The sequence below is a fragment of the Photobacterium sp. ABD4_091 genome (assembly GCF_056160145.1).
This window is the reverse complement of the sequence record NZ_JBSWWQ010000004.1, coordinates 399,089-425,968: the sequence shown is the minus strand read 5'-3', so window position 1 is coordinate 425,968 and position 26,880 is coordinate 399,089. Positions and strand designations below refer to the sequence as shown.

At 45.5% G+C, this 26,880-nt stretch carries 23 protein-coding genes; 14 read left to right on the top strand and 9 right to left on the bottom strand.

Translation table 11 applies throughout. From position 1 onward, the window contains the following. Window positions 1–295: 295 nt before the first annotated feature. The 3 genes from ACXAGQ_RS26330 (at window position 296) to ACXAGQ_RS26320 (ending at window position 3,389) form a co-directional block, all read left to right on the top strand. Window positions 296–1,870 (top strand): BCCT family transporter, encoded by a 1,575-nt coding sequence (locus ACXAGQ_RS26330; protein WP_475257936.1) that lies wholly within the window; start codon window positions 296–298, stop codon window positions 1,868–1,870. Between the two features lie 132 nt (window positions 1,871–2,002). Next, complete coding sequence (locus ACXAGQ_RS26325; RefSeq protein ID WP_475257935.1) at window positions 2,003–2,593, top strand: GNAT family N-acetyltransferase; 591 nt, start codon at window positions 2,003–2,005, stop codon at window positions 2,591–2,593. An 85-nt stretch (window positions 2,594–2,678) separates the two neighbouring features. Next, on the top strand, window positions 2,679–3,389 hold the full coding sequence (locus tag ACXAGQ_RS26320) for a GntR family transcriptional regulator (RefSeq protein WP_475257934.1): 711 nt from the start codon (window positions 2,679–2,681) through the stop codon (window positions 3,387–3,389). Window positions 3,390–3,509: 120 nt separating this feature from the next. Here ACXAGQ_RS26320 and ACXAGQ_RS26315 read toward each other — a convergent pair whose 3' ends face one another. After that, window positions 3,510–4,709, bottom strand: a complete 1,200-nt coding sequence (locus ACXAGQ_RS26315; RefSeq protein ID WP_475257933.1) for an enolase C-terminal domain-like protein — start codon at window positions 4,707–4,709, stop codon at window positions 3,510–3,512. 542 nt (window positions 4,710–5,251) lie between these two features. Between ACXAGQ_RS26315 and ACXAGQ_RS26310 the strand changes: the two genes are divergently transcribed. Then, window positions 5,252–6,637 carry a PTS transporter subunit EIIC gene (locus ACXAGQ_RS26310; RefSeq protein ID WP_475258091.1) on the top strand — a complete coding sequence of 462 codons (1,386 nt, stop codon included), beginning with the start codon at window positions 5,252–5,254 and terminating at the stop codon, window positions 6,635–6,637. A gap of 220 nt (window positions 6,638–6,857) precedes the next feature. Beyond that, a complete protein-coding gene (locus ACXAGQ_RS26305) occupies window positions 6,858–7,442 on the top strand; it encodes a putative ATP-dependent zinc protease (protein ID WP_475257932.1) in 585 nt (194 codons plus the stop codon). A gap of 111 nt (window positions 7,443–7,553) precedes the next feature. Here the strand turns inward: ACXAGQ_RS26305 and pepE are convergent, their stop codons facing one another. Continuing rightward, window positions 7,554–8,285: a dipeptidase PepE gene (gene pepE / locus ACXAGQ_RS26300; RefSeq protein WP_475258089.1), complete on the bottom strand. Its 732-nt coding sequence runs from the start codon at window positions 8,283–8,285 to the stop codon at window positions 7,554–7,556. A 99-nt stretch (window positions 8,286–8,384) separates the two neighbouring features. Further along, a complete protein-coding gene (locus ACXAGQ_RS26295) occupies window positions 8,385–8,582 on the bottom strand; it encodes a hypothetical protein (RefSeq protein WP_475257930.1) in 198 nt (65 codons plus the stop codon). A gap of 507 nt (window positions 8,583–9,089) precedes the next feature. On the opposite strand from ACXAGQ_RS26295, the gene ACXAGQ_RS26290 reads away from it, so the two are divergent. From ACXAGQ_RS26290 to ACXAGQ_RS26280, 3 genes are all read left to right on the top strand, one after another. Continuing rightward, window positions 9,090–10,376: an L-lactate MFS transporter gene (locus ACXAGQ_RS26290; RefSeq protein ID WP_475240548.1), complete on the top strand. Its 1,287-nt coding sequence runs from the start codon at window positions 9,090–9,092 to the stop codon at window positions 10,374–10,376. A gap of 114 nt (window positions 10,377–10,490) precedes the next feature. Continuing rightward, window positions 10,491–11,300: a tetrahydrofolate dehydrogenase/cyclohydrolase catalytic domain-containing protein gene (locus tag ACXAGQ_RS26285; RefSeq protein ID WP_475257929.1), complete on the top strand. Its 810-nt coding sequence runs from the start codon at window positions 10,491–10,493 to the stop codon at window positions 11,298–11,300. Window positions 11,301–11,503: 203 nt separating this feature from the next. Further along, on the top strand, window positions 11,504–12,673 hold the full coding sequence (locus ACXAGQ_RS26280) for a DUF3179 domain-containing (seleno)protein (protein ID WP_475257928.1): 1,170 nt from the start codon (window positions 11,504–11,506) through the stop codon (window positions 12,671–12,673). A 95-nt stretch (window positions 12,674–12,768) separates the two neighbouring features. On the opposite strand, the gene ACXAGQ_RS26275 is transcribed toward ACXAGQ_RS26280, so the two are convergent. Beyond that, window positions 12,769–13,689: a LysR family transcriptional regulator gene (locus tag ACXAGQ_RS26275; protein ID WP_475257926.1), complete on the bottom strand. Its 921-nt coding sequence runs from the start codon at window positions 13,687–13,689 to the stop codon at window positions 12,769–12,771. Between the two features lie 201 nt (window positions 13,690–13,890). On the opposite strand from ACXAGQ_RS26275, the gene ACXAGQ_RS26270 reads away from it, so the two are divergent. Both ACXAGQ_RS26270 and ACXAGQ_RS26265 read left to right on the top strand, forming a co-directional pair. Next, window positions 13,891–14,799 carry a S1/P1 nuclease gene (locus ACXAGQ_RS26270; protein ID WP_475257924.1) on the top strand — a complete coding sequence of 303 codons (909 nt, stop codon included), beginning with the start codon at window positions 13,891–13,893 and terminating at the stop codon, window positions 14,797–14,799. A gap of 214 nt (window positions 14,800–15,013) precedes the next feature. After that, complete coding sequence (locus ACXAGQ_RS26265) at window positions 15,014–15,907, top strand: homocysteine S-methyltransferase family protein (protein ID WP_475257922.1); 894 nt, start codon at window positions 15,014–15,016, stop codon at window positions 15,905–15,907. 86 nt (window positions 15,908–15,993) lie between these two features. Here the strand turns inward: ACXAGQ_RS26265 and ACXAGQ_RS26260 are convergent, their stop codons facing one another. Continuing rightward, window positions 15,994–16,359, bottom strand: coding sequence for a hypothetical protein (locus ACXAGQ_RS26260; protein ID WP_475240560.1), 366 nt, complete (start codon window positions 16,357–16,359; stop codon window positions 15,994–15,996). A 250-nt stretch (window positions 16,360–16,609) separates the two neighbouring features. Here ACXAGQ_RS26260 and ACXAGQ_RS26255 point away from each other — a divergent pair, with 250 nt between their 5' ends. The 3 genes from ACXAGQ_RS26255 to ACXAGQ_RS26245 all read left to right on the top strand — a co-directional run bounded on the left by ACXAGQ_RS26255 (window position 16,610) and on the right by ACXAGQ_RS26245 (window position 21,108). Continuing rightward, the gene (locus ACXAGQ_RS26255) at window positions 16,610–17,176 is read left to right on the top strand and encodes a glutathione peroxidase (RefSeq protein ID WP_475258088.1); all 567 of its coding nucleotides are present in this window, start codon (window positions 16,610–16,612) and stop codon (window positions 17,174–17,176) included. A gap of 465 nt (window positions 17,177–17,641) precedes the next feature. After that, window positions 17,642–20,203, top strand: coding sequence for an ExeM/NucH family extracellular endonuclease (locus ACXAGQ_RS26250; RefSeq protein ID WP_475257920.1), 2,562 nt, complete (start codon window positions 17,642–17,644; stop codon window positions 20,201–20,203). Window positions 20,204–20,355: 152 nt separating this feature from the next. After that, window positions 20,356–21,108, top strand: coding sequence for a DMT family transporter (locus tag ACXAGQ_RS26245; protein WP_475258086.1), 753 nt, complete (start codon window positions 20,356–20,358; stop codon window positions 21,106–21,108). Between the two features lie 112 nt (window positions 21,109–21,220). On the opposite strand, the gene ACXAGQ_RS26240 is transcribed toward ACXAGQ_RS26245, so the two are convergent. The 3 genes from ACXAGQ_RS26240 to ACXAGQ_RS26230 all read right to left on the bottom strand — a co-directional run bounded on the left by ACXAGQ_RS26240 (window position 21,221) and on the right by ACXAGQ_RS26230 (window position 23,271). Continuing rightward, window positions 21,221–21,511 (bottom strand): hypothetical protein, encoded by a 291-nt coding sequence (locus ACXAGQ_RS26240; protein WP_475257919.1) that lies wholly within the window; start codon window positions 21,509–21,511, stop codon window positions 21,221–21,223. A 134-nt stretch (window positions 21,512–21,645) separates the two neighbouring features. After that, window positions 21,646–22,212: a DUF1349 domain-containing protein gene (locus ACXAGQ_RS26235; protein WP_475257917.1), complete on the bottom strand. Its 567-nt coding sequence runs from the start codon at window positions 22,210–22,212 to the stop codon at window positions 21,646–21,648. Window positions 22,213–22,242: 30 nt separating this feature from the next. After that, window positions 22,243–23,271, bottom strand: coding sequence for a B12-binding domain-containing radical SAM protein (locus ACXAGQ_RS26230; RefSeq protein WP_475257915.1), 1,029 nt, complete (start codon window positions 23,269–23,271; stop codon window positions 22,243–22,245). Between the two features lie 128 nt (window positions 23,272–23,399). Here ACXAGQ_RS26230 and ACXAGQ_RS26225 point away from each other — a divergent pair, with 128 nt between their 5' ends. Beyond that, window positions 23,400–24,335, top strand: a complete 936-nt coding sequence (locus ACXAGQ_RS26225; protein WP_475257914.1) for a LysR family transcriptional regulator — start codon at window positions 23,400–23,402, stop codon at window positions 24,333–24,335. A 104-nt stretch (window positions 24,336–24,439) separates the two neighbouring features. Here ACXAGQ_RS26225 and ACXAGQ_RS26220 read toward each other — a convergent pair whose 3' ends face one another. Next, complete coding sequence (locus ACXAGQ_RS26220; protein ID WP_475257912.1) at window positions 24,440–26,425, bottom strand: bifunctional metallophosphatase/5'-nucleotidase; 1,986 nt, start codon at window positions 26,423–26,425, stop codon at window positions 24,440–24,442. Window positions 26,426–26,880 lie beyond the last annotated feature (455 nt).

Below are 26,880 nucleotides of genomic sequence, written 5' to 3'. Positions count from 1 at the left end.
TTTTCCACTCTAAAAACTTAGCTATAACCCAAAACCTTTCGAACGCTAAACAAGCGCCTGAAAGCATGCTTTTTTGTCCAATGTTTAGTGTCCGTACCAATCGTTATCACCCAAAATGAAACATTTAGTACAAAAAACCATCATATTGCTGTATTTGAATTGTTTATCAATTGCTGTTAACCTGTGCCGACATTAAAAATTGTTTAGTGGTCTAAATTGTTTTTTTATCACTGACAATTCAAAGATGTTTTTCGTGGATAGGAAAGCATCAAAAACAAAGCGTTTAAAGAGCATTATGGATAGTGTACTAAAGAAATATAGTATCGAGACCACCGACTATCAGGTAGGTCAGGACAACATTCAAAAGTGGGGTTTTGATATACATAACCCTGTCTTCGGCACCAGTGCAGGACTGATCTTACTTTTCCTTGCCGCACTCTTTTTCATCGACCCAGAAACAGCCCAAGGTGCGCTTAACAGCGTAAAAAATGGGATCCTCAACGATTTTGATGCGTTCTTCATGTGGCTGACTAACTTCTTCCTTGTATTCACTCTGGGGTTGATGGTGTCACCGTTGGGTAAAATCCGTATTGGTGGTAAAGATGCCAAGCCGGAGCACTCAAGAGTTTCATGGCTAGCAATGCTGTTTGCAGCAGGCATGGGTATTGGCTTGCTTTTCTGGGGGGTAGCAGAGCCGACGGCTTACTTTACCAACTGGTTTGGCACGCCATTTAATGTCGAGCCGTATACCGAAGATGCCAAAGCTCTCGCAATGGGCGCAACCATTTTCCACTGGGGTGTTCATGGCTGGGCGATTTATGCCATTGTCGGCTTGTCGCTAGCGTTCTTCGCATTCAACAAAGGCTTACCACTGTCGATTCGTTCTGTGTTTTATCCAATCTTTGGTGACAGGGCTTGGGGTTGGCTAGGTCATGTTATCGATATCCTGGCGGTATTGGCGACATTGTTTGGCCTGGCAACCTCGCTGGGCCTTGGTGCGCAGCAGGCAACCAGTGGTATCAACCATGTGTTCGGTACCGAAGGCGGTATCGGCATGCAGATGGGCGTTATCGCTTTTGTTACAGCGATTGCGATCTTCTCGGTGATCCGCGGTATTGATGGCGGGGTCAAGCTGCTCAGTAACATCAATATGATATGTGCTTTTGTACTCTTGGTGTTTGTGGCATATGTTGGCTTTGATGTGGTGACTGTCGCTTTGCCAGAAACCATCATGGCCTACTTTGGTAATATTGTTGAGCTGAGTAACCCGCATGGCCGTGATGACACAACGTGGATGCATGGTTGGACTGTGTTCTACTGGGCTTGGTGGATTTCATGGTCGCCATTTGTCGGTATGTTCATTGCCCGCGTATCTAAGGGGCGTACAGTGCGTGAGTTCCTGTTCGCGGTGATCTTTGTACCAACACTGATGACGATTATCTGGATGTCGATTTTCGGTGGTATTGCTATCGATCAGGTGGTGAACAAAGTGGGCGAGTTGGGTGCCAATGGCCTTAACGATATTTCGCTAACCCTGTTCCATGTTTACGATGCATTGCCGTTCAGCTCGGTGATTTCAGTGTTGTCGATTGCCTTGGTATTGATCTTCTTCATTACCTCTTCTGACTCGGGTTCGCTGGTAATCGACAGTATTACTGCGGGCGGTAAAGTCGATGCGCCGGTTCCTCAGCGTATCTTCTGGGCGACGGTAGAAGGGGCAATTGCTGCTTCTATGTTATGGATTGGTGGCTCGGAAGCGCTTCAGGCTTTCCAGTCTGGTGTGGTGACTACCGCCTTGCCGTTTAGTTTTGTATTGCTGCTAATGTGCGTGAGTTTGGTGAAAGGACTAAGAACTGAACGTAGCGATTAATAGCAATAATGAATGTAGGGAAACGGCCTCAAACTTGGTTTGAGGCCGTTTTTTATTGCTTGTTTTTCGTTGCCGATACACAGTAGTCTAGTGATACATGCTCCAATACTATCAATTGGTTAGAGGCGAAGAATGAGTAAGCAAACATGGATGTTCCCTTATAGTGTTGCACCTCAGCAGCAGTCTAAAGTAATTGCGTCAATTGTAATGGGGTTTGCAGACGATCCTACAGCTCGTTGGTGCTGGCCTGATGCCGATACCTATTTGAGTGTAATGCCCGATTGGTCGATGGCTTGTGGTGATAAAGCATTTGATATGGGGACGGCGATGTTCAGCCAAGGCTGTGGTGCTTTATGGTTACCGCCAGGTGTGAGCTCGGATGAAGAGCGGTTAGATGCACTAGTTAAAGAGTCAATGTCAGCTCAACAGCAGGAGACGGTTGCCTTGCTATACGAAAAACTGTCACCGTTCGAGCCAGATTCACCGCATTGGTATCTACCGCTAATTGGCGCTGATTTGACGGCAAGGGGGAAGGGGGCGGGAACATTGCTAATGAATGAAGTGACTGAGGAGTGCGATAGGCAGGGTGACATGGCTTATCTGGTGTGCTCAAACCCATCGAACATACGTTTCTACCAGCGGCATGGGTTTGAAGTAATGGAGCATGTATATGCTGGAGATTTCCCTGTAATGATCCCGATGCTTCGATCTCCTTTGGCTTGATTACCTGCCTAAATTGAATAGTCTAAGGGCTTTGAATAAAATAGAGATAAGCCCTCTAAGCTTTCTGGTATTAGCTATTCCGTCTATGAAGAAATTTGAATTTGTCGTTCAAGATATCCTGAGCAAGATTTACCAAGGTGTGATCACCGATAAATTGCCTGCCGAAAGGGAGCTGGCAGAAAGCTATGCGGTGTCTCGGTTTACTGTACGCAAAGCACTGAATAAGCTTGAGGCCATCGGTGCGGTGTTTGTCCGCCAGGGGGCAGGGCATTTTGTCAAAGAGGCTAACCGCAATAACCCGCTGGTTTATAACTCAATTACTGAAAACAGCTTCGAGGAGATGTCGTACAAGAAAGTCAGCCTGAACAAGAAGATCACTGACTATCACGACAAAAACTCATTCTTGAGCGATGAAAATGATTATATCTGGAGCATTAAGCGCCTGCGTTTGGTCAATGGGAAAATTGTCCAGCTTGAGAGTACCAAGCTGCCAGTAAAACTTTTTCCCAAAATGAACGATGATATTATCGAAAGTTCGTTGCAAAACCATACCTTGGATCTTGGCCTGCAAATCGACAGGTATTTAACCAGCTATAAAGCGATCAATATTTCTAAAGAAGAAGCGGAATTATTGGGCTGTAAAAAGGGGATTGCGGCAATGAAGATCACTAACCGGGGATTTTTATCAACGGGTGAGGTGTTTATTGTCAGTGAGGTGATAGATATTGATTACCAATGTACTTATGTGATCCCGTTTAATCGCGAGAATATTAAGTTCAGGGGTAAAAAAGAATAGCTGGTTATTTCAGGAAGAAATAACCAGCTATTTGTTTAAGAGAACCTAGAACCTAGATCCTAAAATCTAAAATCTAAAATCTAAAATCTAAAATCTAAAATCTAGGATCTGAAAACCCGTTTACGGCGTATGAATAGTTCCGTCAGGCAGGCGGCTCTGGGTCCACTCGTGCGGGCGGTAAGTTACCGGGAAATCTCTTGCTGCTGCAACATCCATTTCTACACCGATACCAATCTCTTCTGATGCATACAGGTAGCCGTTGCGTGGCTCTTGGGCATTAGGGAAAACACGCTGGGTGTTTTCTTTGTACTCCACATGCTCCTGAATTGCAGCGTTATGCAGGTGAACGTTCATATGTGTGTTCACTGCGGCACCAATCGGTGTCATATCTGGCGGGCAGTGCCACGCAAGGCGAACACCGAACGTTTGGCAGAGGTGTGCTAGCTTAAGGGCTGGGGTGATACCACCGATCTGCGATACGTGACAGCGAATGAAATCAATGCGACGGTTGATGATTAGCTGCTTCCATTCTTCTGGGTTGTTGAATAGCTCACCCAGGCCCAGTGATACTGAGGTTTGGCTTCGGATATTATCAAGCCACTCGGTTTGGTTTGGCGGCAGAATATCTTCAATAAAGTACGGCTTGTATTGCTCGACTTCTTTAGCGAACTGAACCGCTTGGTTCGGGAACAGGCGTTCGTGCACATCGTGGAGAATATGGAACTGGTTACCATACTTCTCGCGTAACTCCTTGAACATTTTCAGGGTGTTTTCAGTGTATTGATCCTGGTCGTAGTATGAGCCTTCGGTTGGATTCTCGGTAGCATGGATATTCTCAGGAACACCGCCGTAGAAACCAAGCTGGCAGCGGATATGTTTGTATCCTTGCTCTAAGAAGCCATCAACAAGCTCGTAAATCCCTTCCATTGTGTCGCTAGTCGCGTGAGTGTAAACAGGAATCGCATCACGAGATTTACCACCAAACAGTTGGTGAAGCGGCATTAGGGCCAGCTTCGCTTTGATATCCCACAGGGCCATATCTACACCGGATACCGCATTGTTGATCACCGGACCATTTCGCCAGTAAGCATTGACCATCATCATCTGCCACAGGTCTTCGATGTTGTTCGCATCTTTACCGACTAGCAGTGGTTTGAGGTATTCATCTACCATGGTTTTGACAGCTAATGGACGCTGTTGGAAAGTGGCACAGCCATAACCTGTAACGTCTTGATCAGTATGGACGATAACAGTAATTAAATTATGACGATCAGGTTTAGTAATAATGCATTCAACATCTGTGATTAATGTTTTTTTCACAATGAATTTCTCATCTGAGCCGGAATCTATTTTTATATATACCAATTGAAAAACCGTTATTTCAACCCCTATTTTTTTAATAAATTTAATTGGTACGGTAACTTAGCTAAACAGGACCCAAAAACAGACCAATCGCAGAAAATTAATTGATTTAGCGCTAAATGTCCTAATTTTCGTGATTTAACTCTCAGTTTCGTCCGTTGGATTTTCGAATTGGTTCTATATCATTTGCTTCATCAAATGGAACTTCAGGTGTTGAACAGAGCTTTAAATGTGCAAGCTGATGCACTGTCTCAGGGCCAGGAGGAAAAGAAAATAAATTCGTACGGCGTGATATTCAAATATGAGTGTTTAACTCAAAATAAATGAAATCATGAGTGATTAATTTATAAGACATATCTTAAGTGTGAATATCTTTGTTTTATAAAAGATAGCTATTCCACTAGATTTCTTTTCTTAAAGAGAGTTATTTAAATATGCAAATTAGTGAGTCGATGGGTGGTTTTGGAAAAAAGACATCTGCATCATCTAAACAAGATGCAATGACGGAAAAACTATCGCTAATGATTGATGCATTGGGTGGCATCAGCAATATTACTGATGCTACGCACTGTATGACACGACTGAGGCTGAAAATTGCCGACCAGTCGAAGGCATCGGAAGAGACGTTGAAATCCATTAAAGGGGTTCAGGGTGTCGTATTTGCCGAAGGCCAAATCCAAATCATCATTGGTGTAGAAGTTGAGAAGTGGCACAAAGCACTGCAAGCCATTATGGCTGGTAGCGGCGCTGCAGTCAGCGATGAAGACAAGCCAAAGAGCAAAGATGACGGCAAGCTGTTCCAGAACGTCATGCGCGTCGTGGCGGGTATCTTCGGTCCAGTTGTACCTGCTATTGCCGGTGCGGGTATGTTGATGGGCCTGCTATCTGGCCTTATCGCAACCAATGTTATTTCTGAAACTTCTGACACGGTTTACTTCTTCCGCTCAATCTCTGTGGCTGTGTTCTTCTTCTTGCCAATGCTGGTGTCATTCTCGGCAGCTAAAATGTTCCGCGTCAATGAGTACATCGCGCTGGCCGTTGCTGCTGCGATGCTATCGCCTCAGCTTGCTGATAAAGCGGCTGCGCTTAAAGCTGCGAGCGATGCAGCTGAACTGACAGTTCTGGGCGTGGTGCCAATTGAGCTAATGAACTACGGCGGTGCCATCGTTCCGGCTATCTTGGCAGTGTGGTTGCTATCAAAAGTCACACCGCTGGTAGACAGCATTGTTCCAACCGTTGCTAAGCCGGTATTTACACCACTGCTTGCCTTTGCTGTAACCGCAACTGCGACGCTATCTGCTGTTGGCCCTCTAGGCATGTGGCTAAGTAACGGCGCTGGCTGGGTAGTTAGCTCTCTACTTGAGATTTCGCCAACACTGACAGGTTTCATCTTTGGCCTGACACGTCCAATTACTATCGTATTTGGTATCCACCACAGCATGACGCCAATCAGCCTGAACAACTTCGCTTTATACGGCAAGGACTTACTGATGCCTATCATGTGTCTGGGTAACTTGGCTATCGCGGGTGCAACACTGGCTATCTGGTACAAGCAGCGCAAGAACGTATCTAAAGAGCAATCTTCAATCACAGCGGGCTCAGGTGTAACGGCCATCCTAGGTATTACTGAACCAGCATTGTTCGGTGTTCTAACCAAGTACACCAAGGCGATGTTCACAGCGAGTTTGGCTGCGGGTGTGTTCGGTGCAATCTCTGTAACGCTTGATACGCACCTAACGAGCTACATCCTGTCATCAGTATTTAGTCTGCCAGCTTACTTGTTTGCCGGTACACAGAACTTCATCCAGGCAGTAATGGGTGTGTGTGGTGTGTTCGCTCTGTCTTTCGTGCTAACAACGCTGTTTGTTAAGTTGGATGACGAGTAAGGCTAAAGGTAACAGGTAAATAGGTAACAGGTAAATAAGTCAGGAAGATAAATAGAGCCTAAAAAAGAATAAGACTCAGCAATAGTAAAAAACGCAGCTAGCAATAGCTGCGTTTTTTTGCGTTTGGATAATTGTAAATGGTTTTTTCGTGTACTTGTTGCTGTCAAACAGCTTTGTAATGATGGCTACAGGATAACGAAAAACATGGAAGGGAGTTGTCATGTTAATAAAGAAAGGATGCAAGGTCGAAACGTTGAAAACAGGCAAGGGTATCGCTTTGGGAGCGGTATTGGTCTCAACGCTAATGCTATCGCCAGCGGTATTAGCAAATGACTACACACAATCGTGCAGTATCGATGGATTAGGTTATGAACAAACGAACAAACTGGTCATCGGCCAGAAGGAAAACTTTTATTCTCCAGCCGCTAATTTGAATTTCCGCTCTCGCATCGATACGGGTGCAACGCGTACCTCGATTCATGCAACAAACGTTGAAATAGAAGACTTCTCGCCGGATGCCGAAGAAAACATTGGCAAGATGGTGAATTTCATCACGGCGAATGAACGAGGGGAAACGGTTCACATGCGTGAAAAAATCACCCATGTTCGACAGATACAGAACTCTCTTGGCTCCGAGTTGCGTTATAGCATCCAGCTCGATTTAACCTTGGATGATCGCGACTACAAGGTTGAAGTTAATTTAAAAGACAGAAGCCTGATGTCCGATAAATTGCTCATCGGTCGCAACCTGTTGTCATGTCACTATGTGGTGGATGTGTCGAAAGCAAGTGTATTTGGGGTCTAATCCCTTGTTTTAGATTAGCGCTGAAAAACAAAAAAGCACAGGGATAAAGGAAGAGATGTTCCTGTATTCTGTGCTTTAGTTTATGTGCCACATAATAGCCTAAGATAGCAATTAGCCGTCTAAGCCCATAAGCTCAGTGACATCAGAGCCAACCTGAATCAACTGTCGTTCTTGGTTGAGCTTGAACCAGTGCAGTGGTTTGCCGTTAGCGGCTTCATAAGCCATGGTATCGCCAGATACCGCTAGCCATGAACCTTCAGGAATACCGATAACAGACTGGTGAGGGTTCACTACTAGGAATTCTTCAATACGCTCATCACGGGTTTCACCCATGTGGCCTTCAATCGTCGCATCAATGTAGTGGGCATTGATTTGGAATGGCACAAAGCCAAGGGAAGGGGTGATAGCTGCTGATACGATACACATATCATTGGTTGTACGGATTGTTGGGGCACTAATAACGGCACCCGCACTCCAGCCAACATAAGGCACACCGCGCTGAGTAACTGCTTGCTGAATAGGGCCAATCAAGCCAAGATCATGCAACGTCTTATTCAATACCCAAGTATTACCGCCACTACAAACAATGGCGTCTGCTTGGCGAACGGCTTCTACAGGGTCTTCTGCACGATGAATACCTGTGACATTCACATTAAGGTGGCTTAGTGACTCTGCGACCATAGCGGTGCGGTCGTCGTGGCTACTGCGAATAACCGCGTAAGGGATAACAAGTACGTTTTTGACTTGTTTGCGGGTGAAGACGTCTGTAATCGCAGGTAGGGCGAATTCCATCACCTTGGTGTTGCCAGCAATTTTGCCGTTACTAAGTAGTAAGAGATCCATCATATATTCTCTTGGTTTGGGTAAAGAGGTTAAGCATATAAGAATCTCATTATCAGTAAGGTGAAGGGGAGCACAAAACTGTCCCTTCATCCTTACCCATCAGTGAACTAGTCGTGGTGCTTGATCATAAGTCGCTTCAAGTTGAAGTTGGGCTGCTTCAAGCCCTTTGAGCAACTGGCTGACTTGTTGCGTTTTACCATGGGCAACCGCTTCTCGAATTTGTTTGTGGTATCCGCGAACACGCTGGATACATTGCTGACGCTGAAAAATGCTGCGTAACCCTTCTGCCTGATCCATACACTCACCTCATTATTTTGCTTTGTTCGGAACTCTTTGTTCGTTATTAGGGGGCTGTAAATATTTAACCAGCAAAATAGCGTTCGTTTTTCAGGGTTTTGTCAATTCACTATCAATTTATTTTAAAATTATATTTTTTATAATCAGGAATCATGATTAATATTTAGACAAACTTCAGGTTAAATTCAGGATATCAATCATTCCAAGAATGAAAAGTTAGATTGCACTATGTAAGTGCAGGCGATCTAACACTGCGGTTTAACCGAGTTGTTCTAAGTGTGTTAAATCATAAAAAAATCATTAATTGTCAATTTTATCAATGTTTTATGGTGGGTGTTTCGATGTGTTTTTTATTCTTAAAAAATCGCCCAATTTCATTTTGTATGGCATTGAAAATCTTTATTTCAGCATTAACTTTTAGAAATGAGGACGTTATTTTGCCATTATTTTTCTCACAAATCATTTCATATAGGGTATGTCTGTCTTCGAATTTTAGGTAACTCAAAAATGAAAACAGCACAAGTGAAAAACCGCTGGCTTATTGCACTCGCGGCGGTAGGTATTCATATTTCCATCGGTTCTGTATATGCGTGGAGCGTATTCTCTAATCCGCTTCATGAAGCGTTTGGTTGGGATTTGCAGCAAATTTCCTTGACCTTTGGTATCGCTATTTTCTTCTTGGGCGCGTCGGCTGCCGTTATGGGCCATGTGGTTGAGAAAAAAGGACCACGCTTCACTGGTATGATTGCAGCAACTTTCTTCGGTACAGGTATTGCTGGTGCCGGTATCGCAGTAGCGATGGAAAGCCTATACATGCTGTACTTTAGCTACGGTGTTCTAGCGGGTATCGGCCTTGGTATGGGTTATGTTACGCCGGTATCAACCCTTATTAAGTGGTTCCCAGACCGCCGTGGTCTAGCAACAGGCCTTGCGATTATGGGCTTCGGCTTTGCCTCTATGATTGCTAGCCCGGTAATTCAAACGCTGATCAGTGCGTTTGGCTTGTCTTCGACTTTCTACATCATGGGTGCAACCTATTTTGTTGTTATGCTTTCTGCATCCCTGTACCTAGAACGTCCGCCAGAAGGTTGGAAACCAGCATCTATGGTTGAAACCAAAGAAAGCGGTACGCCAGCTAAGAAACCAGCAGCAGACTTGAACCAATCAAGTGCTAACGATGCAGTACGTACTCCAACGTTCTGGGGCCTATGGGTGATGATTTTCATCAACATCACTTGTGGTATCGCGATTATCTCTGCAGCATCACCAATGGCTCAGGAAATTGCTGGTCTGACAGCAATGGAAGCGGCAACTATGGTTGGTGTGATGGGTCTTCTTAATGGGCTTGGCCGTCTACTATGGTCTGCGGCTTCTGACTACCTAACGCGTCCGAACACATTTATGCTGTTCTTCGTTATCCAGATTGGCGCATTCTTCATGCTGCCTTCGCTGTCTAACGCTATTGCATTCCAGATTGTCGTGTTCATCATTATGACTTGTTACGGCGGTGGTTTCTCAACGCTTCCTGCTTACATTGGCGACCTGTTCGGTACTAAGCAGCTAGGCGCTATCCACGGTTACGTACTGACTGCATGGGCACTAGCGGGTCTGTCTGGTTCATCACTGGCTGCATTCGTTCGTAACCTGACAGGCAGCTACACCATGACCATGTATATCTTCGTGGGTATCTTGTCTGTAGCTTTAGTGATTTCTGTTGTGATGAAAGCACACGTTGCCAAAGTACTGCGCGCAAAAGAGCAAGAAGCTCTGGAAGCACAGCCAGCGACTGCATAATCTACAGAGATAGGGCAATTATGTGATGAGAAACACATTTTAATTGTCCTATCTCAATGTTGAAGTAGAATCAGTTGGTTATAAACAAAAGATTCGTCACAAACAGTAAGTAGTATGAAAGCAGTAATTAATACACTTTACGAAGCCAAAATGGCTGAGCTTAAAGAGAAAATCGACGCAGAGAGCATTCCCGTTCAACTGACTATCGTTACTGTCGGTGATGATCCAGCAAGTAAGGTCTATGTGAGAAACAAGGTACGCCTTTTTGAAGCGCTGGAATTGCCTTGCCATCACATTGTCCTTCATGAAGAGGGGACAACACAGGCAGATCTCGATGGCTTGGCCGCTAAGGCGGATCATCCGATTTTATTCCAACTGCCTCTTCCAAATGGATTAGTCGCACCAGACCTACCGGCAGCAGTCGATGTGGATGGTTTTGGCTCTGAAGCGCTTGGTCAACTGGTGTTGGGTCAGAACCCTGTTCTACCTTGTACCGTTCAAGCGGCTATCGATATCATTGAACTTCATTGCGGGGAGTTCAGTTTCCCTGGATTGAAGGTGGCTATTCTTGGTCGCAGTAATATCGTGGGTAAACCGTTGGCAATCGAGTTGATTAACCGCCAGAGCACGGTGTCTAGTTTCAACAGCCGCTCAGATTTGGCAGCGGTAGACTGGAATAAGTTCGATGTCATTGTGGTGGCAACGGGTTATCACGGTACGTTGGACAATACCCAGTTTATCGAAGGTCAGCTGATCATTGATGTCGGTATCAACCGCATTGATGGCAAGCTGGTGGGAGACATCAAGCATCATGATGGCCACCTATCAGCTGCCGCCATCACGCCAGTACCGGGCGGTGTAGGTCGCCTGACTTGCCTTAACGTATTGGGTAATGCGGTTAAGCTCTGTAAAACAACTAGCTAGGCTTCCGAAAAGCTAGTCTAGTTGACAAGATCTAATTCATATTGATAAAGCGCTACAGTTGTAGCGCTTTTTTTTGGCTATTCAAATTTCCATTTTGATATATCAAGTTTGGTATATCAGCGATACAGGTAGCGTAATTGCTGCTTTTTTCACCTCCCTTAGAATGCACTCATTACTTCACTTCAGGCTGTTGGAGACGATACATGAGTGATTCTCGAAAGATGAACAAAATCCATTTTTATGTTGTTGCAGTTGTGACAGCGTTCTTTTCCATCTTCTCTGCAATTGTGATGACAGAGCCAGGGCAGAGCTTGAACTTACCGCGTAGTTGGACCGTGGCGTACTATGAGCACAGCGAGTACTTCGTCGCCGCGAACTTGATACTGCTTGGCTACCTTTGGTATATCCACTCGAAAGCAAGGCTGTGGACCAACCGTAAGATGCGTTGGGCAAGCAAAGGGGTACTGGTCTGTATCATTGCAGCAAACTTCTTATTGAGCCTGTTGTTTCCGCCTAAGCAAACCGATGCGATTTATGTAACCGTTGCCGAGGCCAATAACCAGTTACGCAAAGAAGATATTATCTATGCGGTTGAGATCAATGGAGACGTGCGCGGATACCCACGCGAGTACATGGGTATCCCCCATATCGCTGGGGACAATATTGGCGGCAAAGATGTCGCAATGACCTTCTGTGGGTTGAGTAACCTGCCAGTGGTTATCGACCAAGATATTGGCCATGGTGAAAAATCAGATTTGGGCATTCTTATCCAAACCCATAACAACCTGGTGATGGTCGACCGTAACTCGGGGGATCTTATCCAGCAAATAACCATGGAAACCGAGTTTGGTGAATCAAATATCAAGCAATACCCGAATACCATGATGACATGGGAGGCGTTCCAGGAAATTTACCCAGATGCAGAGGTTTTTGTTTACCCTTATGAGCGCTGGATGGATAAGTTACTGGTCAAAGCCTTTGATAAACCGCTGCAAAAGCAGTTCGATCCAGAGCGGGGGCCTATTTTCCCAACCTTGGACTTGGCAGATGATAGGTTGAATGCCAAAGAGCAGGTGTGGGGTTTTGATAACGATGGTGAGCAAATTGCGTTTACCCATGATTTTGCCAAACAAAACCCCATCTATGAGTTTGAAATGGCAGGTAAGCCCTATGTACTTGTATACAGCAGTGAGTATGACATCGTGAGCCTCTTTAGCTTGGAGAAAGACGGTCAGCGGGTGGATTTCAATGAGGTTAACTTCAAGGGCGAAACAGACTCCGAATGGGGACGTCTTGACCAAGTGCCGACGCAAAATGGTGTGTTCTGGATGGTATGGTCACATTGGTTTCCTGAAACAAGATTGATGGGATGACGAGAAGAAAGGCCAAAGATGAACAACGCCCAAAGATGAAAAACGTAATTAGGGAAGGAAGTACTATGTGCTTCCTTTTTTGTTTATATATCTGGTTACCCAGCCGCGCCTGAGTCTTCAAATACCGACTTTACCAACGCCTCCAGCCACAGATACTTGGCACTTCGGAATTGGTTGTTGTTAAACGTCAGGGATATTTTCATCGTTAATGTTTCTTCTAATCCCGCAAACTCGATAAATGAGAAATCGTCTGCTGAAAGGCTCGCCAATGACGTTTTCGGGCAGATACAAACTGCATTTCTCTCTTCAATATAACTCAATACATTATTGAGATACTGGCTACGTAACTTCGGTTTAAGAATCGAACCTTCAGGAAACAGCTGCTGGATGAGCATGTACTGGTTGTTCAAATCCGGCAAAATCAATCCGGTAATAGGGTAGTCCAACATCGAGGCAATAGGGACGGCTTTCCCTGCCTGTTCATGGCTGCTTTTACATATCGCGCCGATCAAGGTTTCAGCAATTGGGATTTGCCTGAGTGCCTTGGGGACGCCAGTAGGGTAGAAGCTTAGCCCGGCATCTAGCTCCTGGTTGATAAGCTGGTTCACTGTGGCGGCGCTGTAATTGTGGATCTCGATATCAAGCTCTGGCGCGTCTTTAGTCAAGGCTTGAAAGAGTGCATAACCGTGACTCTCGGATAAGTAACTGTGCAGAGCAATACGAAACGTGCCAGTTAGTTCACTGGGTTTAAAATCATCGCCTTCTAGCGTGCTAGCAAGTAGGGATAACACCCTTGGCAATTCTTGTTCTAACCCTTGTGCTTTGGGTGTCAGTTTTAAGCCTCTTGGCTGGCGGATAAACAATGGGTCATCAAAGTGGCTGCGAATTTTGACCAGTGCACGGCTTACTGCTGGCTGGCTGATCCCTAAGCGTTCGGCAGCCTTGCGGGTGTTCTTTTCCTGTAACAGGACGACTAACACTTTGAGTAAATTTAAATCGAAGTTATCCAGTTGCATGCCTTGCCTACAGTCATTTGTGATTATCAGAATAATCCTAGTTGATGTTAGCAAGATCATTTTGGTTAAGGGGTGAGCGTTTTGAGGGGTGTTAATCGATTACGTGCTCAATTAAATGCTTATTGCGGATATTTGCTTGACCATCACTTCGCTGAGGAGCAAAGTAGCGCCGAATGTAACAAAATGTAAATGTGGTCAGCTATGAAAAATATCACTCTTGTTGCCTCTGCAATGGCAGCGTTGGCGCTAGCTCCGACATCAGCATTGGCCTGGAACTACCAAGGGCATGTCACTGTTGCGGAAATCGCTTACCAGAACCTAGATGATGCGGTGAAAGTGCAGGTGGATGAGCTAGCGGGTAAGGCTTACCAGTCAATGCCAAAGGATGTTCAGCAGAAAATGGACAGCTTTGAGGGGGCGAGTCAGTTTGCCAAACTCGCCATGGTGCCGGACTTAATCCGCAAAGTGCCTGCCGAGCAGGTATGGCAGCAAATGGGAGAGACAATCCCTGCCACGTTGAACCAGTGGGAAGAGAAAGAAACAGGTGCATGGCATTACATTAACCAGGCATACCCAGCGAGCAGCCAGTGTGATTTTGTTCATACCCCGAACATCAAGCTGGTGGCAAGATACCTGTTCGAAGACTTCAAGCATAATCCGCAAGCGGCGAGCTTAATGTTCATGAGCCATGTAGCTGGTGACTCACACCAGCCAATGCACTCTATTTCGCAAAGCTTGAGCGAGAGTGAATGCGTTACGGATTTGGGTGCCAACAAGCATACCTTGGATGTGCCGCAAAAAGATCTCCATCACCTATGGGATAGCGGTATGGGGATGCTAGATGAAGCCCATAACATCCACGACTTTGCAGCTTCTCTGCAGCAAGATTTCCCGAAGGGGAAGATGGAATTAGGTCAGGTGGCTGGTGTTGATTTGTGGGTTAAGGAAAGCTACGCGTTAGCCGACTTTGGTTACAGTGTCGAAAAAGACGCCAAGCCTTCAGAGGCTTACTACCAGAAAGGGACTGAGCTGGTAAAACAGCGCTTAACTCAAGCGGGCTACCGTTTGGCGGAAGAGTTGAACACTGCTTACGCCCTTAACAGTAAATAGTGCAGCAAATAATGTAACAAATAGCCCGGCAAACATAAGCGTTTGTATTGGATAACTAAAATAATAGAACCGAGTACGTCTAATTGACCTGCTCGGTTTTTTTATGCTCGTTGTAACTACCTCATGTTGGCTGTGAACAAGATTCAAAACACATTTGGTGGATATTGTGGTTCAATACAGCATATAGGAATAGCTAAGTTGTATAGGGCTGATGATGAAGAAACTAACCATACTTGATGGCGGAATGGGCAGGGAGCTCAAACGCATTGGCGCGCCATTTTCTCAGCCGCTTTGGAGTGCCCAGGCACTTATTGAGTCACCAGAACATGTCCTTCAGGCACACCATCGATTTATCGAAAGTGGGGCTGAAATTATCATAGCTAACAGCTACGCGTGTGTCCCTTTCCACTTGGGCGGAGAACTGTACGCATCTGATGGCCCTCGCTTGGCGGGTGAGGCTGCTGAGATTGCCAAATCTGCTGCAGTAGACAGTAAAAAGGCCGTGCAGGTCGCGGGGTGTCTTCCGCCTGCATTTGGCAGTTATCGGCCAGATCTATTCAAGCCTTCTGAAGCCGAAGATATTTTTAGTTCTCTTTTCCAAGCACAAGAACCGCATGTTGATCTTTGGATCGCTGAGACAATTTCCAGCGTCGAAGAGCTTAAAACTATCCAAAAGGTTCTCAGTCAAACCCATAAACCTTGCTACTACGCATTTACCCTTGATGATGCGGAAGGTGAAGCGAGACTGCGTTCTGGCGAGCCAGTAAAACTTGCCGCTGAACATGTATGCCAAGCGGGTGGCGAAGGTATCTTTTTCAATTGCTCTGTTCCAGAAGTGATGGAGCAGGCGATCATTGATACCAAAGCGGTAATAGAGGCACATGGCATGGATTTGGAGATAGGGGCTTATGCCAATAACTTTACCCCGATAAAGTCAGATCATGAGGCTAACGATACATTGCAGGCAATGCGTGAGCTATCACCTGAAGACTACCTAGTCTTTGCCAAGCGCTGGCAAGACGCGGGAGCGACAACCATTGGTGGTTGCTGTGGTATTGGCCCAGAGCACATAAACGTGTTGGCTAAGTGGAGAGATTCACTTTATTGAGGCGATTAAAAAGCGACACTGGCATTGTGCTGGTATCGCTTTTTAATTTTAAACCGGGAGGCGGAGCCCTGTCTTAAGCAATAGGTTTAAGCAGTTGGTTTAAGAAGTTGGCCAAGGTAGCGAACGACATGGGCCGCATCTTGCGCGGTATGGGTGATCTTCTGGATGATTGCTTGTGCGCGCTCATCGTCTTCGCTCAGCGCTGATTTCACTTTCTCATTCATTGCCTGGGCATTCTCAAGCTTCTGCTTGCAATCTTCGAACAGCGCCGACAAGAACTCCATATCCACTTCACCGCCTTTGATGAACATGTCTGCCGCAATTTTATAGACAGTGTGGAACTTGTTGGCCATGTCTTTTTGGTTAGTCTGACCTTCTTTGGCCCAGTCTTCTGCCCAACCTTTGAAGATGATGGCAATTTGAGGGTTTGGAACAATGTTTACTTGAGGCATTCGAACTGTCCTTCGGCGTGTAACTGCATTTTTAACAGGGCAAGTGTAATGGAGGTTGCGGTAGGGTTAAAGGGATTACAGGGTATATGATTAATTATTGAACGGATAGTGATCATGCAGTAAGGAATTGTCGTACTCAAATACATGTTTTACTGTCACATTTTCCATCAGGGAGATTTTGGAGCGAGTTATGAATCAGAGCCGTTGTATCGAACAGAAGCAACCTGTTAATCAGTCCCGCCGACTATCAATGACAGCGTGTATCTTGGGTGTATGCCTTGCGGCGGGTGCCTTTTATTCACAAACAGTCCGGGCAGAGGCAAAGTCAGCGTCGCAAGCAGAATGTGGTGCTTGGTTTGACCAGCAATTTAATAAATTGAACTCAAATGAATCAGTCAAACTGTGTGAGCAATTTGCGGGGCAGGTACTTGTTGTTGTCAATACTGCCAGCCAGTGTGGCTTCACGCCACAGTTTGAACAACTTGAGGCGGTGTATCAGGACTACAAGGAGCAAGGTTTCTCTGTTATTGGTTTTCCATCTAACGACTTCAATCAAGACCGTGGCAGCGAAGAAAATACTGCCAAGGTCTGTTATCTCGATTATGGGGTGACATTCCCTATGGTTGAGAGAACCCATATTAAAGGTGAAAAGGCGAATCCTGTGTTTCAACATCTTGCAAAAGAAACAGGTATTTCACCAAAATGGAATTTCTATAAATATATTGTCGACAGGCAGGGTGAGGTAGTCGCTGTTTTCTCAAGCCAAACTAATCCAACTGATGCTGTGATGATAGATGCTATTGAAAAAGCCCTATAAATAGTACTTCCATTATTTGTGAAAAGGCCGTCTACATAAAATTACTGGCGGCTTTGCTCCCCATGTATAAAGCATATTACTGAGTATATAGTTTAGTAGTATGCTTTTTCTGTGACAGTGTAACCAGGTTGCCTCCCTGTTTTCTGTACCGATGATAATTCTAATTCCTTCCTGGCATTTTTTATGTGACATATCAATAGTATCCTTCTGATTTTGCGAGCAGTATTTGTACATCTATGTAACCTTGTGCACCTGAGTCAGAAGTTGAATAAAAACTACATTTTTAATTCATTAAAATTGTTATTTGTAACATTGATATATAAAAATAGGCTCGCTCAAAATGATATTTTTGATATTTAATTCAAATTTATCCTAATTAAATAATTATTCACTGAGCATAACACTATCAGTTGGAAAATCTATGGTTTTAGTAGCCTAGGGTTTTATTTATATTGGAGTTCACACATGACACGAATCAACACATTAGCTGGTGCGGTTGCCCTGGCTTTGATGTCATCTTCTGTTTCTGCGCAATTGTTAATAACAGAATACGTTGAAGGCAAAAGTTATAATAAAGCGATCGAAGTCACTAATTTATCTGATGCTGGAATTAACCTCTCAGAATATAGCATTCGGCTGGCGATGAATGGTGCGAGTTCATTTGGTACAACCATCAACCTCAATGATGTGAGCTTAGCGGGTGGTGAAAGCTATGTGCTGTACCACAGTTCAGCGGCACCGGATATTAAGGACGTCGGTGATCAGTCCTCAGGAAGCCTAGGTTTTAATGGTGATGATGTTGTCGCCTTGTTCGATGGTGAAGCGCTGATAGATAGCCTAGGGCAACTTGGTGTTCGTGAAGACTTTGCCAAAGATGTCACGCTGCGCAGGGAGCCTGCTGTCACTTCAGGCAGAACAGATGTCGAGAGTGATTTTGATGTCAACGCTGAATGGGTGACGTTTCCAACCGATACCTTTGATGGCTTAGGCTGCAGTGGTCTTGAAGCCTGTGATGGCTCAACGCCGCCACCGAACCCGTTTGTGTGTGATACCGACAATCTTGTGCCAATTTATGACGTACAAGGTGATGGTGACAGAAGCCCACTCGTGCCGGAAGGTAGCTTTGAAAGCCCAGAAAAATATTTTGTCCGTGGTGTTGTTACCGCAAGAGGTGAAAGTATATACAAAGGCTTCTACTTCCAAGATCTTTATGGCGATGGCAATGAAAATACGTCTGACGGTGTGTTTGTTTTCTTGGGTGGCGGTACAACACCAAATGATATTCAGCCAGGAGCCGAGGTCTGTGTTGAAGCGACCGTTAAAGAATACTACGGCAATACCCAGCTAGATGTTCGTGATAATGCATTCAATGTCGTTAGCACTAATAACCCAATCCCAGAGCCGACCGCTTTTCGAGTGAAGGAAGAGGAAGACCTTCATACCGCTTTGGAGCGCCATGAGGGTATGCAGGTATTGCTTGATGCTGATAGCCCACTGGTGATTACGCGTAACTTCAGTTTCGATTATGCCTCATACCGTAATAACCTGATGTTGGCTCACAACACCCCGCTATATAACCCGACGCATCTTTATGCTGCAGAGACAGACGCTGCCGAGCAGGTGGCTGCCGAAAATGCGATCAGCCGTGTTTATGTTGAGTCGGATTACAAAGCCAAGGATGGTGAAGTGCCATGGTTCGATAATTTTAACCCTGTAGATGGATATCTTCGTATGGGCGATAAGCTCAACGGCCTGACTGCAATGGTGGGTTACAGCTACGGTGAATACCGATTGGTGACAACCAATACTATCAACAGCGGTTACTTGGGGCGCGAGCCAGAAAATGAAAGGACAGGTAAGCCAGCTACGTCATATGAAGAGGGTTTGAAGGTAGCAGGCTTTAACGTTCTCAACTACTTCACCTCATATGCGGTATCGGGCAACCCGAACCCGATGTGTACTGAAGCATCGGTTGGGCCTAACGATAACTGTTACCGTGGTGCGCCTTCAGTGGATGAATTTGCCCTTCAACAGGCCAAGCTTGTTAATGCAATCGTCGCGATGGATGCTGACATTGTTACCTTGATGGAGCTGGAAAATAACGGTTTTGATGAGAACAGTGCACTTGAGTCATTAGTGAATGCATTAAACGATGTGCAAGCGGATAAAAAAGATCACTACCGCGCGGTAAAAGTGCATAAATCAGACCTGACGTTTAAAGATGAACCTGGCTTTGAAGGCGTTGAGTACTTTGGTACTGACGCAATCACTGTGGGTATTATCTACCGCCATCATAAAGTTAAGGCGAAGAATAAAGCACGCCAGATAATGCTTCCTGAGCAGCATGCACCACTGGATGAAGGTGGTGTGAAAAGTGCTTATCAGCGTCATGCCATGATGCAAAAGTTCAATATCCCTGGTGCTAAAGATGACCTAACCGTAATTGTGAATCACTTTAAATCAAAAGGCTCGACGTGTTGGGAAGATGATTTCATTTTCGGTGAAGATGAAGACGTACAGGGTAGCTGTAATAACTTCCGCGTTTCAGCAGCTAAAGTTTTGGGTGAAGCTGTTCAAGACATCAAAGGTGATGTTCTGGTGATGGGCGATTTGAACTCTTATGGCATGGAAGACCCAATCTTGACGCTAACTTCATTCGATGAAGCTGACCGTGGCGGCAAAATCTACACAGCTTCTTACACCACACTGGATGGAAAAGTGTTCGAGCAAGAAGGGCAGTTAGTCGAACAAGGCTATGGCCTGGTTAACCTAAAGCACAAAACAGACTATAGCTACAGCTATGAAGGTGAGCTAGGTAGTTTGGATCACGCGTTGGCGAGTCCATCACTGGCGAATAAGGTACTAGCAGTTGAAGCTTGGCATATTAATGCCGCTGAAAGTAACTTGTTTGAGTACAGCAGCAAGTACACCGGTGACCTGGAAAAATCAGACAACATTTACTCGTCGTCTGATCACGACCCAATTATTGTGACGCTGGAGTACAAACACAAGAACGGCAAAAAATAACCTTATCTAGGTAAGTAAAAAACAACCGGCGCAATGCCGGTTGTTTTATTTGGGCATCGCAAATCCGCTATGATGTTAATCGAACACTCAATAGGCGGAACTCGGCAGTGAACAATTCTCCACTAAAAACGGCGCTATATGTAACCTGCGCTATGCTGGCCTTTGCGGGCAACTCAATATTGTGTCGCTTGGCATTAGCTGAAGGAGCCATTGATGCCGCTAGTTTCACCCTAGTTCGATTGATATCAGGCGCAATAACCCTAGCTGTGTTGACCCTAGTCCTGCATTCCAATTCATTATTCAGCCCTTCTAATTGGAGAAAATCCGACCTTCTTGGGGCACTCATGTTATTTGGTTATGCGGCAGCCTTTTCCTTTTCTTATGTGAATATGGCGACTGGCACGGGGGCGTTAATCTTATTTGCGTCAGTCCAGTTCACCATGATTGGGTTTCATCTTTTCAGTGGCAATAAAATGAGCCTTTGGGAGTGGGGCGGGCTGGTTGTGTCACTGGCTGGTTTTGGTTATTTGCTTATCCCGAATGCTACCCGGCCTGATATTGGCTCTGCCGTGTTGATGGTGTTAGCCGGGATATGCTGGGCTGCTTTCACTATTTTGGGCAAGCGTGTGAGTGATCGTCCTTCATTATTAACCATGTCAATCAGTTTTCTATTGGCCTCATTGCTGGGCGGAGGTATTGCAGTGGCAGGGGGAATTATCATTCCTTTATCGCCTGAAATTGTGGATATCTCACCACACGGTCTCTTGCTGGCTGTGCTTTCAGGCGCGGTCGCCTCAGGTATCGGCTATGCGATTTGGTATGCAGTCCTACCAAGGCTTCAATATTGCGAGCTTCCGTCGTTCAGCTCTCGGTGCCGGCAATTGCCAGCATTGGGGGCTGGCTAGTTCTCAGCGAGCAAATTACGCTTGCCACAACGATCTCTACCTTGCTTATTTTAGGCGGTATTGCCTTAGTGTTTGCGGCAAGAAGGAATGAGTGAAATATCAATTAACTCGGCTATTTCACCCGAAGTAGCCGGTATCTTACGCCCTCAATATGAAATACCAATACCTGAGAGACTTTCATCACCTCAACCTTTTCTAGCATCTCTTCATCAAACTGTTTCTTCTTCATCCATTGTAATGGCTGTTTGAAATTGTCCTCGCTGACGACAAATGACTCATCTTGAAGGGTACTACTGCGAATATTGACAACCCACACACGAGATTGGAAATCAAGGACATCAGCGGCGGCTGATTTGAAACGTTGCCAAAGGGAAGTGGGTTTGTTCATTTCTGTATTAATCATTACGGCTCAGATGCAGCATAGTGTAGCTTGCATCAATATCAGAGGCTAGAGGCTGAAAATCGCCTCTAGGCTTGTCGCTTGAACCTTACTCGCTATCTTTAATACCTTGAGTTTGGGGCTTCTAGTATAGGCTCCTACTTCAGTGTTAACACAAAGTTTGAAAAGCTAGCGGTAGAAGGGTTTATCTGCGAGCCACCGAAAGTGTACAGCATGAGTCCTTCCTCTTTACCATCAAGGGCGTTAGCTGTACCAACGACTGTCCAAAAACCACCGAAGGACTCAGCATATGAAGCGGTTACCAAGCCATCATGCTTTTCAATTTTTACAACGACATCATCTGCAGGGTAATCAATAATCTGCAGTATGGAAGGTTGTCCATTTTTCTCGATAACAAACACCAGCGAAAGCTTACCATTGAACATCTCTTTGCTGACTTTGATGTAGTTATCGGTATCCCAGATAATACCCAGTCCGCCTTGCTCAAAAGTCCGTTTCGGGATCAGATTGATAGCAACTTGGGCGGTATAGTTTCCCGCAGTAGCGTTATCTTGCCCGAGTGGATAGATAAACATATTATCCACTTCCGGTGATCCGGCTCCCCAAATATTCCCTTCAGAGACTTGGACAAGAAGCTTCTGATCTTCGATTTTCCAATTGGCGGGGTTTTCATTGCGAATATGCCAGTTGTTCATTTCAAACATGGTCGATTCCTGTTGGTAAATTCGATGTGGTTAAATCATGCGCTGACGCAGTTGATAAAAGATATCGTCAATATTCGCATTGCCAGATTGCGCAATTCTGTTGAATTCTCTTTGTACCGTATCAAAGTAAAGCTGGTTGTTCATATCATCCAGCTGGCTGTAATAGTTAACTCTGCGACCGAGAATGAAGTTTTGCTGTTGCTTTGGCTCTAGCGCCATGAAGCGATCGATTGTCGCAAGAAACTGTGGCTTATCTTCAGGCAGTTTACCATTTAGCTCCATCAGCAAGTTGATGGAATGGTAATTGCCATAATTACCCTTAAGACCTTCCAAAAGGCTTATCAGTTTCCTTTGCTCCATCACCATTTCAATTTCGGTAAGGGGAGTAAAACAGCCATCTTTGACCATAGTATCGAGTTCGGTTCCCGGTTTGACCGCCAGAGACAGAATACGGATTTCCTCGGGATCAATCTGGTTGAGCAGGGCTGCTGTTTCATTTACATGTTGCTCAGAGAGCTCTTTTCCGCCCAAGCCAAGAATAATGAAGGTCATCATTTTCATGCCCGCTTGCTTGGCATACTCTGCCGATTTGAGAATAGATTTAGGCGTAATGCCTTTCTTCATTTTCTTCAATACATCGATAGAGCCCGATTCCATGCCGCAGTAAAGCATGTTCAAGCCAGCATCGCAGATGGCTTTCATTTCTTCCGGTGACTTCTTCGTCATGGTTTGTGCGCGGCCATAGGAGCTTATCTGTTTCAGCTCTGGAAATGCCTGTTTGAGGGTATACAAAACATCGAGCAAATCCTCGGTATCCATCGCGAATGAGTCACCGTCTTGGAGAAAACAGCTATCGAACTTCCGTCCTTTGTAAAAGGCTTTCGCTGCCCAGATATCACGTTTGATATCTTCAACAGGGCGGATGGAAAACGCCATGCCGTCAAACAGAGTACAAAAGCTGCATTTGTTCCAAGGACAACCCTGGGTTGTTCTGATCAGTAAGCTGTCGGCTTCCGATGGTGGACGGATTGGCCCTTGTTGAAACTCAATAGACTGCATGTTCATTATCCGGTTGGTATGTATTTACTAGACCAGCATCATAAGCATTATGACTTTTCTTAAAAACAGGGTTGAAATTGATATATTATCAAACAATATTTGATAATAAGTAAATTCGGAGCAAGTGTATGCTGATCCAAGATCTTGAAGTGGTGTTGAAGGTGGCGGAGTTTCGCAGTATTACTGCGGCAGCAACCAGTTTAGATATGCGGGTGGCTACGGCCAGTGCGGCAGTTAAACGGGTTGAAGCTTCACTCGGTGCAGAGCTGTTTATCCGTACTACCAGGCAGCTTAAGATCTCTCCTGCTGGAGAGCGCTATTTACCCCAGTGTGAACAAGCCCTGCAAATGCTCGAAAGCGCGAAGCAAAATGTCCGTGAAGATCTGGATGATATCGAAGGCGAAATCAGGATCTCGCTATCATCAGATCTCGGCCGAAACGTTGTCACTCCGTGGCTTGATGAGTTTCTAGTCAACCATCCCAATGTGGCACTTCGTAGTAATATCAGTGACAGCAATATCGATTTTTACCGGGATTCGGTCGATATGGCGCTGCGATACGGAGCCCCAACTGACGCCAGTATGTATGGTTTCAAAGTTTGTAATGTGCCGCGCTTGATGTGTGCATCTCCTGCTTATTTAGCACAGAACGGTACGCCGCAAACGCTGGATGAGCTCAAAAATCATAATGGGCTTTTCTACCAGCTGCGCGATATTGTTCAAGACGAATGGCGTTTTGAGCATGATGGTGAAACGCAAAAGGTCAGGCTCAAAGGAAATCGTTCGTCAAATGATGGTGATTTGGTTAGGCGATGGTGCGTCTCAGGGCAGGGGATTGCGATCAAATCCTGCTTGGATATGGCCGATGAGCTGCTCAATGAGCGGGTGATAAACCTGATGCCTGAGTACAAGCCCACTGCGACAGAGCTATGGCTGATATGTCCTAGCCGCCAGTCAATTACGCCGACGGTAAGGTTGCTGCGGGATTTCTTTCGCGAGCAAACTCATGAGGTGTTACTGCAGCTGGTGGATGCCAAGCTGTTAGATAAAAGCGTTCTGAAGTAGGGGCAAAAAAGACAGGAAGCAGAGAGACTTCTAACCACTCTAGAGCAAACAAAAAAGGATGGAGCAGGCCATCCTTTTTTCGTTTTACTTACCGAGAGAACAATTTAGTTTGCGCGGTTAAACGTCACTACGTTGTAGTCAAGCGGCTTAAGTGTTGGCATGTTTTCAGCGATGTAGTCGATAACAGCTTGTGCATCGGTGTTACAACGAACGTTGTCAGCCTTACAGTTTGGCGCTTCGCCTTCGTAGTTCACCTTGAAGCGGCCATCAGCCTCAACGATGTTCTTCACTTTGAAGCCTGTTAGCTTGTCGTCAACGTAGGCAAGATCAACACGGCCTGAAGACTTCTGCTGGGCTGTGAACAGTGGTGTCCAGCCATCGTTACCGGTTGCATTGTAGTTGTTGATTGCAACGTTGTAGGTCTTGTTGTCTTCGATTGGTGTCCAAACAGGTGCATCCGCAGTGCCCGTCATCACTTCAACGTAGTCCAGCTTACCGCTCTGGAAAGGCGTTGTTTCTGTGTACTGGTAACGGATGTGGCCACCGTATGGGAATTTACCTGCGTGAGAACCTTCTGGAAGGGTCGCAGATACGGTACCGTCGATAAGCTCTATGATGTCTTTACCTTTCACAGGTACCACAGACATGAAGTTTGAGAACGGTAGAAGCTCTAGAGAGATGTTTCCTTCACGGTATTCACCCGCTTCGATGTTGGTACGGATACCGCCAGCACCGATCAGCGAGAAATCAACTTTCATGCCGGTAACCGCCACAACTTCTGGTGAGTTAGCCCAGTAGTATTGGCCTGCAGCAAGAATAGGGGCAACGTCAGAGCCGTGTACATCTGTACCGCCGTCACCTGGGCGACGTTCGTGGTTGATTTCTTCTGGTACCTGGGCGATGACTTTACCGTAAGCCTCGGTAACGGCAGGCTTGTACTTGGTGTCGATGATCTGGCGCATTACCGCTTCTTCTTCGGTAATGGTGATGTTGTCTTCACCTTCGATGAAGCTAACTACGTTGGCAGTTTCATCGGCGCTAAATTCGCTACCTGCTTCACGTAGCGGCGAGTGGAAGTACTCGTCGTTACTTAGTAATACGTTCAGGCCAGCACAGTTGGTGACTTTGCCGTTTGCGTCGAAGGTAACGTCTAGCTGACCAATCGCTTGTGCGTACTCACCCGCTTGAACAACACAGGTCTGGCTCTGACCATTAGGGTTCTGAACCATTTGCGCGTATTCGCCGCCGTTGTCGTGGCCAAGGTTGGTGAAGTCGCCCAGTAGGGTGTGTGAGTGACCGCCGACGATCAGGTCGATACCGTTAACCTGTGAAGCAACGTCAACATCTACTGCGTTACCGATGTGGGTAACTGCGATGATGTTGTTGATGCCTTTGGCTTGGAACATATCAACGGTTGCTTGAGAAGACTCCACCATGTCGTGGAAAATCACGTCGCCGGTATTTGGCGCGATATTTGGCATGTCATCTAGCGCGATACCGAATACTGCAACGATATCTTTGCCTTGAGGAAGATTGTCTAGGTCAGTGACTTCAGTTTTTTGGTTGCCGTCGAAAGCGTAAACAACGTAAGGCTTGAGGTTGGTTTGGTCTTTCAGGTCGGCATCTTGGCTGGTGTCGATGTTTGCTGCAAGAACTGGGAAGTTGATGTCGCCGATGAACTGGTTGAGTTTTGTGTTGTTGAGATCAAACTCGTGGTTACCCAGTGCCATAGCGTCAATGCCTAATCGGCTCAGTAGTTCAGCATTCATTGCACCTTCATTCAGTTTGAAGTATGCGCTGCCTTGCCATGCGTCACCACCGTGAAGGAACAAGAAGCTTTGGTCATTATCTTCAGCCGCCTTCTTATACTCATCAGCCATGGTCTGCAAACGAGGGAAACCACCGAACTCGTTGTAAACAAGTTTGTTTCGTGCCCAGAAGCTGGACTTAACAGGGTCAAAGTTAGAATGCGTGTCGTTGATGTGGGCGACAGTTAGTGTAAAAGAGTCACCTGTTTCAACTGTAGACTGAGCACAACCAGCAAGCGCCGTTGCGACAGAAAGCGCGATAAGAGGCTTAGTAAACTTCATGGGATAACCTATTTATAATTATCTGTTTATGGATGAATACTATGAATAGTATTTAACCACTTAGAAAAGCCTTATTTGATTAAGGCTTGCGCACTATATACGAGATAAAACAGGGGGGCAATTACAAAACGGAGACAGATAAATTCGCGATAGACACAGTATGCAAACGATTGTGTTAAACGGTTGCTTTGTTTTAAAGTAGGTTGTTGAATATAAAGGATTATAATTGATTAAGCTCAACTGTGATATTCATACAATCACTTGTAACTAACTATTCCATATATATTCATGGTGAATGTCTGGGCAGGTTTTTGCTTCTAAAATAAGCAACCGAATAATTGATTTTATGAAGTATGCCTATGTTGGGAAAAATGTCCCGTGAATAAAATTTCACAATGACCGTATATTGATTTAGCTCAAAATATAACTTGAATATTAAATGCTTTTTAATGGGT